Genomic DNA, 15,504 nt, shown 5'->3' with positions numbered 1-15,504 from the left:
TATTTTTAAGATTGAGCTACAATCATTGTTTCTTTTTCAAAATTACTGCTAACAAAATATACCGTTACAGCCAAGGATAAGAGGAGGTAACCACCAATAATATAACTAGCAAAAGGGAATAGTTGATTCATGCCAAACCAATCTCCAAAATAAAAAATCAGTCCAATTCCAAATACAAACCGGATACTTTCCCAAAACACAGAAATTTTTCGCGTGTCCATTAATTCCGTGTAGCTGTAAACCGTAAGGAAGATGAATGCTCCGTAAATAAATACATTTGGCAAACCTATTAACTCGATTGAATTGTAAAGGTAACTAATAAGTAATAACGTAATTATTGCTTGAAATAAAGACCAGTACATCAGTTTTTTAGAATGTTGGACGCCGTATTTTTCAAAATCATAAACATTGGTGATTTTTGTAACGGGATATCTTTCTTCAAAATTTTCTGGACGCCAGCCTGTTGGTTTAAACCAAATAGTAAATTTATCTTTCCAGTTTTCGGCGCGCCAAGCATCTGTAATCAGTAACCATAAATGTTGAAAATTTATCCGAATAGGATTCCAAGTTCTCGCTGGTCTTGTGATTCCAAAAACAGGCGGAACAGTTTCTAATTCCGCTTGAAAAGTGCCAAACAATTTATCCCAAATAATGAATATTTGTGAATGATTTTTGTCCATGTATTCAGGATTTATGGCATGATGAACCCTATGATGGGAGGGAGAAACGAGTATGTGTTCCAGAAAACCAATTTTCTTAATGTGCTTGGTATGATACCAGAATTGAAGGAATAAATGAATAGGAAGTGTTATTGCAATCACTTTGGAGGGAACTCCTAAAAGAGCCGCCGGAATTAATAAAAAGGTAAACAGATTGACAAAACTGGAAATGGGTTGGCGTAGGGCACAGGCCAAATTGAATTCTTCACTACTGTGATGAATAGCGTGTTTGTTCCATAAAAAGTTAATTTGATGTGATAACCGATGACTCCAGTAGCCATAAAAATCTATCGCGATAAATCCGATAAAGTAGGTGAAAAAGGTTGCTTGAAGATCAAATAAAGCTATTTTAGAAGCAATCCAATCGTAAGAAACAAGCGTGATGCTAAGTCCCAAAACATCTTTTAGGGAATTTACCATTCCAGAACTTACGCTCGAAACAGAATCCATATTAGGTGAAGTATCTTCCCCTTTGTAATGCCCATATATTTTCTCGATGATAATCAATATCAAAAAAATGGGCATTACAAAAACTAAAATTTTACCGTATTCTTCCATAAAAACACTTTTTATTATTCAAATATAGAATAAAAGAGAATGTTTTTGAATTATTCACAGTAATTTATTTCTAGAGGAAGTTTTTACTGTACTTAAATTATCTCCGCATTTAATCCTGCTTGTAATAATTGAGTGCATTGCGGTTTTAATTTATCATAAGGACCCGTTTTTACGGTACACTTTCCGTTGTAATGGACAATTAATGAACATTGTTCTGCTTGTTCCGGAGTGTGATCACAAACGCGAATCAAAGTTTCAATGACATGGTCAAAAGTGTTTACATCATCATTGTAAACTACTATTTCATTGTCTAAACTAATTGATTCTTTTACACTTACTCTTTCTCTTACTTTTTCTTTAGTACTCATTTTGTAGGTTTTTGTACTTTCGTAGTTAATAAAAAATAGTACTACTAATTTACATATTTTAAAGACACCCAATTGTTTCTTTCAAATTTTTTAACATAAGTTAATCCTTTTTCAGTACACGAAGCATCTATAAATGGGATGTCTTCCTGATAGAAACCGCTTAAAAGTAGCGTTCCATTAGGATTTAAACTGTCTACATAACTTTGCATATCGTTCAACAAAATGTTTCTGTTTATGTTGGCAATAATTAAATCGTATTTTTTACCGGCTAGTAATGCTGCTTCACCTTCATAAACTGTAATATGTTTACAATTATTGCGTTGTGCATTTTCAATTGAATTCAAATAACACCAGTTATCAATATCAATGGCATCAATTGGTTGTGCTCCTTTCATCTCGGCAAGTATTGCTAAAATGGCAGTTCCGCATCCCATATCAAGTGTTTTCATTCCAGTAACATCTATTTCTAATAAATGCTGGATCATCATGTGAGTTGTCTCGTGGTGACCCGTTCCAAAACTCATTTTTGGTTCGATAACAATATCAAATTCGGCATCCGTTTTAGGGTGAAAAGGAGCGCGTACGTGACAATTTCCATCAACATCTATCGCTTCAAAATTCTTTTCCCATTCTTCATTCCAGTTCACCTGTTCGATTTCTTCGAATGTATAATCGATAACAAATTCATCTGATTGTAAAATATGAATGTCATCAAGAATCATTTCATCCCATAAATCCTTTTGTACAAAAGCTGAAATCCCAGTTTCAGTTTCTGTAAAACTCTCAAATGCTCTTTCTCCCAGTTCTGCGATTAATATTTCAGAACCCAGTTCTTTAGGCTCAATAGTAAAATGGTACCCAATATATATGTTTGACATGCTTATTTTTTTTGCAAAGGTAACAATCACTATTTAAACGGCATTTGTAAATCAAATTTTATTTTACATTTGTACCACTAACACACAACTACACAATGAAAAAAATCATTTTATTTTTTGTTTTTCTGCTCAGTATTGCCGGCAATGCCCAAGTTACTATAAAGCAAAATAAACAAGATAATGACTTAAAATTATCTGCACTTCCATATTACAGCTTTGGTAAAGGGATTGGAATTACTTCTCCAGACAGTTTATACCAATTGAATATTCGTTTTCGAATGCAAAACAGAGTTACTTATACTGAAAATGAAGGAGAAGATGGCGTTTATGATGGACAAATCAGACGTTTGCGGTTGCGATTAGACGGATATGTAGGTTCGCCAAAATTTTTATATGCAGTCCAATTGTCATTTGCCCCGGGCGATGTTGGCGAAATTAGAGAAGGAGAAAATATTAATATTATTCGTGATGCAGTCGTTTTTTACAGACCTAATAAAAATTGGAATATCAGTTTTGGACAAACAAAATTACCGGGAAACCGTCAGCGTGTGAATTCATCTGGAGGATTACAATTGACGGATCGTTCCATTAATAACGCCAGATTTACAATTGATAGGGATTTTGGTTTTCAAATTCATAATATGAATGAATTCAAAGATCAGTTTTCTTATAATTTCAAAACAGCTATTTCTACGGGAGAAGGCAGGAATATTACTGGGAATGCAGATGCAGGAGTAGCTGTAACTGGTAAAGTGGAGCTGTTGCCGTTTGGAGCGTTTTCTAAAGACGGAACCTATTTTGAAGGGGATATTGTAAGAGAAAAAAAGCCAAAACTAATGCTTTCGGGAGCTTTTCAGCAAAATAATCATGCCAAAAGAACGCAAGGTCAATTAGGAAATGATTTATTTGAAGCCCGTACCATGAAATCAGTGATGCTGGATGCTATGGTAAAATACAACGGATGGGCAGCCATGTCAAGTTACATGTCTAGAACTACTTCCAGGAATGCTGTTACCATCAATCCGGACGATATTTCACAATCTAATTTTGCTTATGTAGGGAATGGATTTGATCATCAGTTGAGTTATAATTTTCCTTCAAATTATGAGATTATAGGAAGGTATTCCACTCAAAAAGTAGGTGAAGATATTAGGACTTTGGCTCCAAATTCTAAACAATATACTGTTGGTTTAACCAAATATATTTGGGAACACACTTTTAAGCTGCAAAGCGAATTGACTTTTGATACTTTAAATTATTTCGACGGAAGCACTAAGAATAATTGGTATTTACGTTTTCAGGTAGAAATAGGAATTTAAAAAAAAAAAGCGGTGAAAAACAAATCACCGCTTTTTATACTATCTAAAAATGAAATTTATATTGCATTTATAATTGCTACAAAATCATCAGCTTTTAGTGCAGCACCTCCAATAAGTCCACCGTCTACATCAGGTTTTGAGAATATTTCTTTTGCATTATCAGGCTTCACGCTTCCTCCATAAAGAATAGATACGTTATCAGCAATATCGCCTCCAAAAGCTTTACGAACTGTTTCTCTGATGAATTCATGCATTTCTTGAGCTTGTTCCGGAGAAGCTGTTTCTCCAGTTCCTATTGCCCAAACTGGCTCATAAGCTAAAACAATATTTTCCCAGTCTTTCGCTTCAATATGAAACAATCCATCTCGCAATTGGTTTTCTACCACATTAAAATGATTTTTTGTTTGGCGATCTTTTAATTCTTCTCCAAAGCAAAAAATAACTCTCATATCATGTTCCAAAGCTGTATTTACCTTGCTGGCAATCAAAGCGTCTGTTTCATGAAATATCGCTCTGCGCTCTGAATGTCCTAAAATTACGATATCTACACCAACACTTTTTAACATATCTGCTGAGATTTCACCAGTAAAAGCGCCACCTTCGGCTTGATGAACGTTTTGTGCAGCAACATCAATATTAGTAAACTCTAAATGATCTACAGCAGACGCTAAGTTCACAAAAGTAGGAGCTACAATAACCTGAACAGTAGTGTCTGTTGGTATTTTTGCTATTAGTTCATTTAATAAATCTTCAGTTTGTTCTGCATTTTTATGCATTTTCCAATTTCCTGCAACAATCTTCTTTCTCATTTTCGTTGTGTTATATTTAGTTTTTGGTTTTTATTTTATAATGGTTTGAAAAATAATAGCTAGAATAATTATTTCAAACTTTTTAAGGTTTCATTGATTTTTTCAAAATCTGTTTCAATAGCGCGGTACAATACTATTTTTCCAGTTTTGTCTACGATGATGTATCTTGGAATCCAATCGACATCTACGGCTTTTGCAAATACACCTTTCATTTGGTCATTTGCCATGAAATGTCCACCATTTAATTGATGTTTTTCAATTCCAGCTTTCCATTTATCAGCAGTTTTATCCATTGAAATAAACAAGTAAGCGACATCAGGATGGTTAGCCTGTAATTCTTTTAGTTTAGGCATTGCTTTTACACAATCGCCGCACCAAGAAGCCCAAACTTCAATTACTAATGTTTTTCCTTTGTACTGTTTCAAAATATCTTTAAAAGCAACTTGACTTCCATCAGTGGCTAAAAGAGTTTCTGATAAAGCCTCTTTTGAGAAATCAGTTTTTTGTGCAGTTGATGTGCAAGAGAATGTTGCAAACGCAATTAATAAAGCAAATATTTTTTTCATTTTAGTATTGTTTTTAACAAAGTTAATCAAACAATTTGAATGCGTTATACAGAATAAGAAATTTTGAAAGCATTATCCGAAAATGACAAAGCAATATCGTTATAGTTTAAAAATAATCTAATGATTTTGACTTAGTGATTTTTCGGGATAGCACTTGCCATTCTTTTTAAAAAAAAAGCCGTAAAGTTTCCTGTTTCGGACTTTACGACTTTATAGATTTTTATGGTTTATTTAGAATTTTAAATCTGCAATATCATTGTGATGAACTTTTTGTTTTATTGTTCCTTTTTCAATCAAAACAATACTTGGATTGGCTCTTTCGATGGTTTTTACAGTTATGGCATCGCAAAAATAGAAGTCAAATGTTATACCAAATTGTTTTTTTGCAGCAGCTATTTCTTCGGGTGAAGAGGCTGTCATTGCAATTACCTGATATCCTTTTGCTTTAGCTTCTTGATTCAGTTTTTCCAATTTTGCCATTCCACTGTGATCTGCTTTGGTTAAATCGTAAGCGGTTATCAACATCAATTTTGGTGCTTCTAAAAACTCCTCTTTATAATCAGAACCGTCTTTTTCCATTGTAAAATCATGAATAGGAGGAACGTAACCTTCTGTGATGACTTTGTCTTTTCGGTCAACAAATACAGCGCCTTCAGGAATTGCCATCAAATCTTTTTCAGTAAATTCTTTATCGACACCACCAACTTTGTAAATAAAGACCATTTCTACTACAGATTTTTCTGCTCCGTCAGGAATTCGCATTCCTTTTTGAATATTGTTTCCTACTTTATAAGGTCTGAAATCGATTATTGGCAAATGGTTTAAAACCCAAACTCCCATCAATGATGACAAAACGATGCTGGCATAAATGACTATGTTTTGAATGTTGTTGCTAAATAAAGGTTTTACTAATTTTTGATTGAAAAATAATATCAGAATAAAGAAAAGTAAAACGATATCCTTAGTAAACGATTGCCAAGGTGTTAGTTTTAAAGCATCTCCAAAACAACCACAATCTTTGACTACATTAAAATAAGCAGAATAAAAAGTTAGGAAAGTAAACAGTACAATCAGGATTAATAAACTCCAAATAGTGAATTTGGTTTTGTAACCAATGAGCAACATAATCCCCAAAACCACTTCTAAAATCACCAAAAATAAAGCGATTCCTAGTGCAAACGGAACAAAAAAGGGCATGTTGAAAACGGGTTCACTGAAATACTCAGCTAATTTATAAGAGAACCCAATTGGGTCATTCAGTTTGATTAATCCGGAGATAATGAATAGGATTCCAACGAAAATTCTAGAAAATTGAGTAATTATATTTTTCATATTTAAGTAATGCTTTTTTTTATTTATTTCCAAAACCCATTAGAATTAAGGCAAAAACAGAATAATTAATCATATCCTGATAATTAGCGTCGATTCCTTCAGAAACTAATGTTTTTCCTTTATTATCTTCAATTTGTTTGACGCGAAGTAGTTTTTGTAAAATCAAATCAGTTAGCGAACTCACACGCATTTCGCGCCAAGCTTCCCCATAATCATGATTTTTATCTTCCATTAAATCTTTGGTAAGTTTGACTTTGGCATCGTATAATTCAGTGGCTTTTGCAACGTCTAAATCGGGTTGATCCACAACGCCTAATTCCAATTGAATCAACGCCATAATAGAATAATTGATAATTCCGATGAATTCTCCTGTTTCATCTTCATCAATTTTACGAATTTCGTTTTCCTGTAAACTTCTAATTCTTTGGGCTTTAATGTAGATTTGATCCGTTAATGAAGGCAATCGTAAAATGCGCCAAGCACATCCGTAATCTTTCATTTTGTTGATAAACAGTGCGCGACAATTCGCAATAACCGTATCATATTCCTTTGAAGTATTCTTCATTATTGGTGTATATTTGTCTTGAAATTTTTTCAAAAATAAGATAATTTTTTTGAATGTCGAATTTTGAAGTCTTTAAAACTGTAAACGAATGACTATTAACTGCAAAGGAATACTTGTTGACTTATCAACTCCAAAAGTAATGGGGATTTTGAATGTGACGCCCAACTCTTTTTTTGATGGTGGAAAGTATAAAAATGAAATAGAAATACTTTCTCAAGTTGAAAAAATGTTGCTTGATGGCGCAACTTTTATTGATATTGGCGCTTATTCCAGTAAACCAAATGCAGAATTTGTCTCGGAACAAGAAGAAATTTCGAGAATTGTTCCTGTTGTAGATTTGGTTCTAAAACATTTTCCAGAGACAATAGTTTCGATTGACACCTTTAGAAGTGAAGTTGCGAGAGCTTCAATAGAAAGCGGCGCGGCCATCATCAATGATATATCAGCAGGAAATTTGGATGATAAAATGTTTGAAATTATTGCAAAATATAATGTTCCTTATATTATGATGCACATGCGAGGTAATCCGCAAACGATGCAAACACTTACGGAGTATGATGATATTGTAAAAGAAATGTTATTCTATTTTTCGGAGAAAGTAGCTGTTGCCAGAAGTTTTGGAATTAATGATTTGATTATCGATCCGGGCTTTGGCTTTGCCAAAACGATAACTCAAAATTATGAAGTTTTTAAAAAAATGGAATTGTTTAATATATTGGAACTGCCGCTTCTTGTTGGGATTTCCAGAAAATCCATGATTTATAAAACGCTTGACACTACAATAGAAAATGCATTAAACGGAACTACAGTTTTGAATACTTTGGCATTGACAAAAGGGGCTAAAATCCTCCGTGTTCACGATGTAAAAGAAGCTATGGAATGCTTTACATTATTCAATAAAATCAATTTATAAAGATGAAATATTTTACTCTGATTGTTCTTTTTACGCTGTTTTCTTGTGGAAACAAGGAAGATATTTTACTGCCAAAAGCAAATACTTCAATTGTAAAAAATGTAGATGATCTTTCGCCAATCTATGTTTTTTTCAGAACAAAAGGAAAAGATACGCTGGCAGAAGTAAACAGAAAAAACAGTATTATTTCGACTAATTGGATTCTAAATGTTGACAAACGTTTGCCCTTACGATTAGCAATACCTGAAATCATGAAGTTGCAACAAAAAAAGCGCGAAGAAAAAGCACACAAGAATGAAAAGGCCGAAAATTATTATTCCTACGCAGATACGATTGGAAAAAATTTGGCTTTTATTCCTTTTACCAATGTGTATTACAAAATGGAAAAACCAAAGTCAGGAGTTGCGGTTTTTTTTACTAAAAACAATGAAATTTTAGTAGATGATATCGTGGTAAAACAAGAAGAGTTGCAAACCTATTTGAATAAACTTCCAAGTATTACATCGAATCAGTATGTTTTTTGCTTTGATAAAAACTTGAATTTTGGAAGTTACATTCAAAACAAAATTTTCATTAATGGTTTAAAGTTGCCATCGTCGGAATTTAATATAAAACAGGAAGAGTTTGTTTACTAAACTTAAAAGAAATAACACTTCAATCGAAATAATTACTGGTGATGATACGGTTCGTTTCTTAAAATCGTAAAGCCACGATATAATTGTTCGATAAAAAATAACCGAACCATTTGATGCGAAAAAGTCATTAAAGACAGCGATATTTTTCCTTGTGCTTTAGCATAAACCGTATCTGAAAATCCGTAAGGACCACCAATTACGAAAACTAAAGTCTTCACTCCGGAGTTCATTTTCTTTTGTAATTCTTCTGAAAAGCCTACACTGGAAAAGTTTTTTCCGTTTTCGTCCAACAAAATAAGTTGGTCAGTAGGTGTAATTTTTGCCAAAATCAATTCGCCTTCTTTTTCTTTCTGTTGGCTTTCTGATAAGTTTTTTACATTCTTGATATCAGGGATAATATCCAAATCGAACTTAATATAAAAAGACAAACGTTTGGTATAATCGTCTATTAAAGATTGTAAGGCTTTGTTATCAGTTTTACCGATAGCAATTAATTTAATGTTCATTTTTGATGGATTTCAGAGGCGCAAAGATAGAGAAATTAACAGTTTTAATGTGTCTTTTTCTTTGGTAGAAATTAATAAAATGACTTTAAGTTTGTAAAGAAAAAGCTAGAATAATAATTTATTTTACCTCAATATTATCAATTAACAATCGAAATGTTTCCTCTTTTTTATTACCTATCAAGAAAGTGATTTCTTCTAAATGAGAACCGTCATAATTAGGTAGATTTAATTTTTGTCCTCTGAATGCTGGATACAATTCCGTGATTGGAATTTCAATCGTTTGCCAATCTGTGATAGTTTGAAAAGGAAACACATATGAATGGGAATCAGTTCGATGGGTCTTTACTCTGAATTGATATTGTTTACCGTCTCCTTTAATCCGAATGCAAAAATGTGTAGCATCTTTTAAAATTAGCGGCGCAAAAACATATTTTACGGCGCAAAATCCGCCATTATTTTCTAAAGAGACTTTGCCTTCAAAAGTTCCCTCTCCATTTGAATTCAGATAGAATTTACTTTCGGAGATTCCGCCCATCACAGCGTCATTTACAACTTTCCAATTGACAAGGTTGCTTTTTAAATCAAAATTAAAAATTAAGGCTGGTTTCATAATGTTGGTTTTGAATTTGTTGTTTCTGAAAATAGGTAAAACGATGTTTTTTATTTCATTAGGCTAAACGAAAAATGGGGTAACTATAAATACTAAAACTGGCATGAACTTATGAAGGTTTACGCCAGTTTTATTTTGGTGAATTTTCAATTCCTATTTTGGTAACGGAGCACCAACAGCAATATCACAGCGGTGATTTGCTTGTCCGTGTGGTGGATTCATTCCTTCGGCAGTAGGAGTAATTTCTACTGGAGCGGTCGTTACTGTATTAGCAGGAACCGCAGTGTTTTGTTGAGAAGTTGCTGGAGCTGTTGCGGCAACAGGAGAATTTAAAGGCGCTCCAACAGCGATATCACAACGATGACCGGGCTGACCATGAGCTGGATTTGCACCAGCGGCAGTGGTTGTTGGCTGTGCAGTTGAATTTTGTGGTTGGATTGCTGTATCAGCTTCAGTTTTCATTTGTCTGCCAACTTCCGTAAAAGGAACAACGTTTGTTGGAGTGGTATTTTGGGTTTCTGCTTCTTTTTTACATGAGGTAAAAAGCAGCGAGGTTACAAAAAGTAAGCTTAAAAAAGATTTCATAAACAGTGTTTTAATTACTAAATCCAAATATAAGATTTTAAATAGGATTGCCCTAAAAAAAAATAGGATTCTAAAGTTTGAATTGTATAGATAGCCCAAAGTCAAATATTTAGTGCGATTGTTGTAAGATTAATCTCCATAATTTCACACAATTTTTCTGCTTTGTGTGGTATATTTTCTAAATATTGTGGATTCGTTTTTATCTTTTTTCCAAAGAACCCGACCTACAAATTTTCAATTCCACAAAATATACCTTACTTTAGCATTCTATAAATTTCCTATAAAATGATTAGCGATATACAGTTTAAAAACGAGTTAGACATACTAATACAAAATGCCATTCGGGAGGATGTAGGGTCTGGCGATTACAGTTCATTAGCTTGTATTCCGGCTGCAGCAAATGGGAAAGCAAAATTATTGGTCAAAGAAGATGGCATTATTGCCGGTGTAGCTTTTGCTAAAATGGTTTTTGAATATGTAGATCCTAATTTGCAAATGGAAACTTTTATTCAGGATGGAACTCCGGTAAAAAAAGGTGACATCGTTTTTCATGTATCAGGAAGTTCGCAATCTATTTTGAAATCAGAACGCGTAGTTTTGAATTCAATGCAAAGAATGTCAGCGATTGCTACTAAAACTAAGGAATATGTTCGTTTATTAGAGGGAACAACTACTAAAATTCTAGACACACGTAAAACGACACCGGGATTTCGAGCTTGTGAGAAATGGGCAGTCAAAATTGGCGGAGGCGAAAACCATCGTTTTGCATTGTATGATATGATAATGCTCAAAGATAACCACAATGACTTTGCAGGTGGAATCACTCTGGCTATAGCCAAAACAAAAGCATATTTAAAAGAAAATAATCTGGATCTAAAAATCATTGTCGAGGCCAGAAATTTGGATGAGATTGAAGAAATTTTGCAGAGCGAAGGCGTTTTCAGGATTTTAATAGACAACTTCAATTTTGAGGATACTAAAAAAGCAGTAGCTTTAATTGGTGATAAATGCCAAACAGAATCTTCAGGAAATATTAATGAAAACACGATTCGGAACTATGCCGAATGCGGCGTAGATTATATTTCTTCGGGCGCGTTGACGCATTCCGTATACAACATGGATTTGAGCTTGAAAGCATTATGAGTAAAGAAATTGAATTGAAACTACGAAGAATTCCAATTATTCGGAATCTTATGTTTGGTTTAAAAAAGATAAAACTTCCTTGGTTAGAAGGCTTGTCTTTGTATGATTTAATGGAAATATATGGATTAGGAATAGTCGAAAGTGCCTTAACCTATCACGCTAGTGCGATTGCATTTAGTTTTTTTATGGCATTGTTTCCTTTTGCACTTTTCATATTAAATCTAATTCCATTTATTCCTATTGTAGGTTTTCAGGAAGATTTTTTGATGTTTGTAAAGGATGGAGTACCACCAAATACTTATGATGCAATCTACAAAATCATCAGCGATATTCTGAATAATAGTGATTCCGGATTATTATCCTCGGGATTTATATTGTCAATTTTCCTGATGGCAAATGGATTAAATGGCATTCTTGGAGGCTTTGAAACCTCTCGTCATGTCCTCATAAAAAGAGGGTTTATTCGTCAATATTTAGTCGCTTTGGGAATGTCATTATTATTGTCGTTATTGTTATTAGTGACCGTTGCAATAATTGTTGTTTTTGAAGTTTTGATACAGAAAACAGTATTCAGTGACCAAATTCAATTAATCGTTATCGGACGATATGCTTTTGTTATTTTGATGATTTTGATGACCACATCCATACTTTTCAAATTTGGTACAAAACACGACAAAAACAGAGCTTTCATCTCCATAGGATCCGTTTTTACTACTATTTTGATTATATTGGATTCCTATTTTTTTGGAATCTGGGTCACAAAATTTTCACAATACAATGAATTATACGGTTCAATAGGAACTTTATTGATCTTGATGTTTTATATTTGGATCAACTGTATGATATTGTTGTTGGGTTTTGAATTGAATGCAACAGTAAATAAATTAAAAGCTAAAAAAGAGTAAATTATTAAATCTAAATAGTTTCAAAATTAGGAGCTATTTCCTGCTATTCGTTACAATCTTTTCTTTTTTAAAGAAAAAAAGAAAAGGATTTCCACTACTATCAGGGCTAAATAAAAAAAAATGAGAAATACAATTACGAGTCTGGCATTATTAGTTTCAATGACTTTTTATGCACAATCCAATAGCGTTATTGGGAAATGGAAAACTATCGATGACGAAACTGGAAAAGCTAAATCAATCGTAGAAATCTACGAGCGTTCTGGTAAAATTTACGGGAAAATCGTTGATATCATTGATGTCGAAAAGAAAAAGAGTTTGTGTACGGCATGTTCTGGCGAGGAAAAAAACAAACCGGTTATGGGTCTTGTTATCATCAAAGGACTCAAAAAAGATGGTAAGGAGTACAACTCAGGAAAAATTCTTGACCCAACTACGGGGAAGTTATACAAATGCTTTATGGCTTTAGACGGGAATGACAAGCTGAATGTTCGAGGTTATATTGGTGTGGCATTATTTGGAAGAACCCAAACCTGGAATAGAGTAAAATAATTAAAATATTAAGAGTTATGAGTTCCAAGTAATACATAAACATAGCTCACAACTCATAACTCTTAATTACTATTAAATGTATTTTGTAGAAGTAATTTTACCACTTTCCCTAGCCAAAACCTTTACATACAGTGTTTCCGAGTCAGAGTTTCATTACATCAAAAAAGGAATGCGGGTAGCAGTTCCTTTCGGAAAAAGCAAAATATATACCGCTTTAGTTATTGAAATTCATCAAAATAAACCCGCATTATACGAAGCTAAGGAAATCCATCAAATACTAGATGAAAGACCTATTGTTACCGAAATCCAAATTGCACATTGGCAATGGATTGCTTCGTATTATATGTGCGCCATTGGGGACGTGTATCGTGGCGCCATGCCAAGCGCTCTTTTGCTGGAAAGCGAAACCCTTATTTCTCAAAAAACAGATTCATTTATTGATACCAGCCTTCTTTCGGATGATGAATTTCTGGTTTATGAAGCCTTGCAGCAGCAAAGTTCTCTAAAAGTCCACGATATTATTGCTATTTTAAACAAGAAAAATATTTTTCCTGTTATCCAAAAACTGGTTGATAAGAATATTTTGGTACTTCAGGAGGAAATACAAGAAAGCTATAAACCTAAGTTAGTTCGATACTTAAGGTTACATCCTAAATATGAATCCAATCAAGGTTTAGGCGAGTTATTGGAAACATTGAAAAATGCCAACAAACAAAAGGAAATCGTGATGCGTTACTTTCAATTGTATGCAACTGAAAAGACTCAAGGCGTAGCTAAACCCATAACCGTAAAAAAACTAATTGAGGAAGCTAATTCTTCTGCTGCGATTGTAAAAGCTTTAATCGAAAAAGAAATATTCGAGGATTATTTTCTTCAAGAAGACCGAGTAAATTTCAATGGAAAAATTAACGAAGGTGAATTGCAATTAAGCCTAGATCAGCAAACTGCTTTTGAGGAAATTAAACAAAGTTTTACTCAAAAAGAAGTGTGTTTGTTGCATGGCGTAACTTCCAGTGGAAAGACCGAGATTTATATCAAACTCATCGAAGAGTATTTGGTAACTGGGAAACAAATCCTGTATTTACTACCGGAAATCGCTTTGACGACTCAATTAGTGGGGCGTTTAAGGGCGTATTTTGGAAATAAAGTGGCTGTTTTTCATTCGAAATACAACAATAATGAGCGCATTGAAGTTTGGAATCAAGTCTTACAAAAATCGGAGAAAGCGCAAGTAGTAATAGGAGCGAGGTCCGCTTTATTTTTGCCATTTCATGATTTGGGTTTCATAATTGTAGACGAGGAGCACGAACAGACTTTCAAGCAAGTAGATCCGGCTCCAAGATATCATGCACGCGATGCAGCTATAGTTTTGGCTCATTCGCATGAAGCAAAAGTTCTTTTAGGTTCAGCTACGCCAAGTATAGAAACGTATTTTAATGCCAAATCAGATAAATTTGGTCTGGTGGAAATTTCCAAACGTTTTGGAAATGTAATGATGCCCAATATTGAATTAGTTGATTTGAAAGACAAATACTTCCGTAAAAAAATGACCGGACATTTCAGCGATGTTTTAGTTGAAGAAATTACAAATGCATTGTCACTAGGAGAACAAGTGATTTTATTTCAAAACCGCAGAGGATATTCACCTGTTGTAGAGTGTATCACTTGCGGTCACGTGCCACAATGCCAGCAATGTGATGTAAGTTTGACGTATCACAAGCATAAAAACCAGTTGCGTTGTCATTATTGTGGGTACACTATGGCAAAACCTACGCATTGTCACGCGTGTTCGAGTATTGATTTGACTACCAAAGGTTTTGGAACGGAACAAATCGAACAAGAACTGATTTCTATTTTTCCAAATTCAAAAATAGGGAGAATGGATCAGGATACGACACGAGGAAAATTTGGTTTCGAAAAAATCATTGATAGTTTCAAAAACAGAGAAATGGATATTCTTGTAGGAACTCAAATGCTGGCCAAAGGATTAGACTTTGATAATGTGAGTTTAGTAGGAATTATGAATGCGGATAATATGTTGTACCATCCTGATTTCAGGGCTTTTGAGAGAAGTTTCCAGATGATGACTCAAGTTGCAGGAAGAGCGGGACGTTCAGAAAAACAAGGGAAAGTAATCATACAAACCTATAATCCCAATCACAATACCATACAACAAGTCACTAATAATGATTATTTGGGAATGTACAACGAACAGTTGTATGACCGACAAATTTATAAATACCCTCCGTATTTCAGAATCATAAAGCTGACTTTGAAACAGCGTGATTTTGATAAGTTGAAGGAAGGTTCCATGTGGTTGTACCAAGTGATGAGCCAAAACTTGAATATGCCGGTTTTAGGACCTGAAGAACCGGCAATCAGCAGAATCAGAAATGAATATATCCGTACGATTATTATCAAAATTCCTCAAAATGTGTCTATTGGAAACACAAAAAAAACTATTCAGAAAATGCTGAATAGTTTTGAAGCGGTTGCTCAGTACAGAGCTATAAAAGTTACTTTGAATGTAGATTTTTATTGATG

General features: G+C 33.8%; 17 protein-coding genes. 7 read left to right on the top strand and 10 right to left on the bottom strand.

From position 1 onward, the window contains the following. Window positions 1-5 precede the first annotated feature (5 nt). The 3 genes from IWX80_RS16055 to prmA form a co-directional block, all read right to left on the bottom strand. A complete protein-coding gene (locus tag IWX80_RS16055; protein ID WP_196854332.1) occupies window positions 6-1,277 on the bottom strand; it encodes a sterol desaturase family protein in 1,272 nt (423 codons plus the stop codon). Between the two features lie 92 nt (window positions 1,278-1,369). Continuing rightward, window positions 1,370-1,645, bottom strand: coding sequence for an ATP-dependent Clp protease adaptor ClpS (locus tag IWX80_RS16050; protein ID WP_196854331.1), 276 nt, complete (start codon window positions 1,643-1,645; stop codon window positions 1,370-1,372). 44 nt (window positions 1,646-1,689) lie between these two features. Continuing rightward, window positions 1,690-2,523 carry a 50S ribosomal protein L11 methyltransferase gene (prmA, locus tag IWX80_RS16045; protein ID WP_196854330.1) on the bottom strand — a complete coding sequence of 278 codons (834 nt, stop codon included), beginning with the start codon at window positions 2,521-2,523 and terminating at the stop codon, window positions 1,690-1,692. Between the two features lie 95 nt (window positions 2,524-2,618). On the opposite strand from prmA, the gene IWX80_RS16040 reads away from it, so the two are divergent. Beyond that, entirely contained in the window at window positions 2,619-3,842 is a 1,224-nt protein-coding gene (locus IWX80_RS16040) for a porin (RefSeq protein WP_196854329.1), read from the top strand. Between the two features lie 56 nt (window positions 3,843-3,898). Here IWX80_RS16040 and tpiA read toward each other — a convergent pair whose 3' ends face one another. From tpiA to IWX80_RS16020, 4 genes are all read right to left on the bottom strand, one after another. Continuing rightward, window positions 3,899-4,651: a triose-phosphate isomerase gene (gene tpiA, locus IWX80_RS16035; protein ID WP_196854328.1), complete on the bottom strand. Its 753-nt coding sequence runs from the start codon at window positions 4,649-4,651 to the stop codon at window positions 3,899-3,901. Between the two features lie 68 nt (window positions 4,652-4,719). After that, window positions 4,720-5,217 (bottom strand): TlpA family protein disulfide reductase, encoded by a 498-nt coding sequence (locus IWX80_RS16030; protein ID WP_196854327.1) that lies wholly within the window; start codon window positions 5,215-5,217, stop codon window positions 4,720-4,722. 231 nt (window positions 5,218-5,448) lie between these two features. Further along, window positions 5,449-6,549 carry a BT_3928 family protein gene (locus IWX80_RS16025; RefSeq protein ID WP_196854326.1) on the bottom strand — a complete coding sequence of 367 codons (1,101 nt, stop codon included), beginning with the start codon at window positions 6,547-6,549 and terminating at the stop codon, window positions 5,449-5,451. Between the two features lie 19 nt (window positions 6,550-6,568). Next, on the bottom strand, window positions 6,569-7,114 hold the full coding sequence (locus tag IWX80_RS16020) for a DUF1599 domain-containing protein (protein ID WP_196854325.1): 546 nt from the start codon (window positions 7,112-7,114) through the stop codon (window positions 6,569-6,571). Window positions 7,115-7,202: 88 nt separating this feature from the next. On the opposite strand from IWX80_RS16020, the gene folP reads away from it, so the two are divergent. Both folP and IWX80_RS16010 read left to right on the top strand, forming a co-directional pair. After that, on the top strand, window positions 7,203-8,027 hold the full coding sequence (gene folP / locus IWX80_RS16015) for a dihydropteroate synthase (RefSeq protein ID WP_196854324.1): 825 nt from the start codon (window positions 7,203-7,205) through the stop codon (window positions 8,025-8,027). 2 nt (window positions 8,028-8,029) lie between these two features. After that, window positions 8,030-8,662 (top strand): hypothetical protein, encoded by a 633-nt coding sequence (locus IWX80_RS16010; RefSeq protein WP_196854323.1) that lies wholly within the window; start codon window positions 8,030-8,032, stop codon window positions 8,660-8,662. 32 nt (window positions 8,663-8,694) lie between these two features. Here the strand turns inward: IWX80_RS16010 and rlmH are convergent, their stop codons facing one another. From rlmH to IWX80_RS15995, 3 genes are all read right to left on the bottom strand, one after another. After that, on the bottom strand, window positions 8,695-9,168 hold the full coding sequence (gene rlmH / locus IWX80_RS16005; RefSeq protein WP_114753979.1) for a 23S rRNA (pseudouridine(1915)-N(3))-methyltransferase RlmH: 474 nt from the start codon (window positions 9,166-9,168) through the stop codon (window positions 8,695-8,697). Between the two features lie 118 nt (window positions 9,169-9,286). Then, window positions 9,287-9,778 carry a CIA30 family protein gene (locus IWX80_RS16000; protein ID WP_196854322.1) on the bottom strand — a complete coding sequence of 164 codons (492 nt, stop codon included), beginning with the start codon at window positions 9,776-9,778 and terminating at the stop codon, window positions 9,287-9,289. A gap of 153 nt (window positions 9,779-9,931) precedes the next feature. Then, window positions 9,932-10,363 carry a hypothetical protein gene (locus IWX80_RS15995; RefSeq protein WP_196854321.1) on the bottom strand — a complete coding sequence of 144 codons (432 nt, stop codon included), beginning with the start codon at window positions 10,361-10,363 and terminating at the stop codon, window positions 9,932-9,934. A 285-nt stretch (window positions 10,364-10,648) separates the two neighbouring features. On the opposite strand from IWX80_RS15995, the gene nadC reads away from it, so the two are divergent. The 4 genes from nadC (at window position 10,649) to priA (ending at window position 15,502) form a co-directional block, all read left to right on the top strand. Continuing rightward, window positions 10,649-11,506 (top strand): carboxylating nicotinate-nucleotide diphosphorylase, encoded by an 858-nt coding sequence (nadC, locus tag IWX80_RS15990; protein WP_196854320.1) that lies wholly within the window; start codon window positions 10,649-10,651, stop codon window positions 11,504-11,506. Continuing rightward, on the top strand, window positions 11,503-12,411 hold the full coding sequence (locus tag IWX80_RS15985) for a YihY/virulence factor BrkB family protein (protein WP_196854319.1): 909 nt from the start codon (window positions 11,503-11,505) through the stop codon (window positions 12,409-12,411). Before nadC ends, IWX80_RS15985 begins: the two co-directional genes overlap by 4 nt. A gap of 120 nt (window positions 12,412-12,531) precedes the next feature. Further along, on the top strand, window positions 12,532-12,960 hold the full coding sequence (locus IWX80_RS15980) for a DUF2147 domain-containing protein (protein ID WP_196854318.1): 429 nt from the start codon (window positions 12,532-12,534) through the stop codon (window positions 12,958-12,960). A 76-nt stretch (window positions 12,961-13,036) separates the two neighbouring features. Then, window positions 13,037-15,502, top strand: a complete 2,466-nt coding sequence (gene priA / locus IWX80_RS15975) for a replication restart helicase PriA (protein WP_196854317.1) — start codon at window positions 13,037-13,039, stop codon at window positions 15,500-15,502. Window positions 15,503-15,504: the final 2 nt, after the last annotated feature.

Source organism: Flavobacterium sp. CAN_S2 (assembly GCF_015752255.1).
GTDB lineage: Bacteria > Bacteroidota > Bacteroidia > Flavobacteriales > Flavobacteriaceae > Flavobacterium.
Note: the sequence above shows the minus strand (reverse complement) of the source record. Positions and strands in the feature narration are given on the sequence as shown.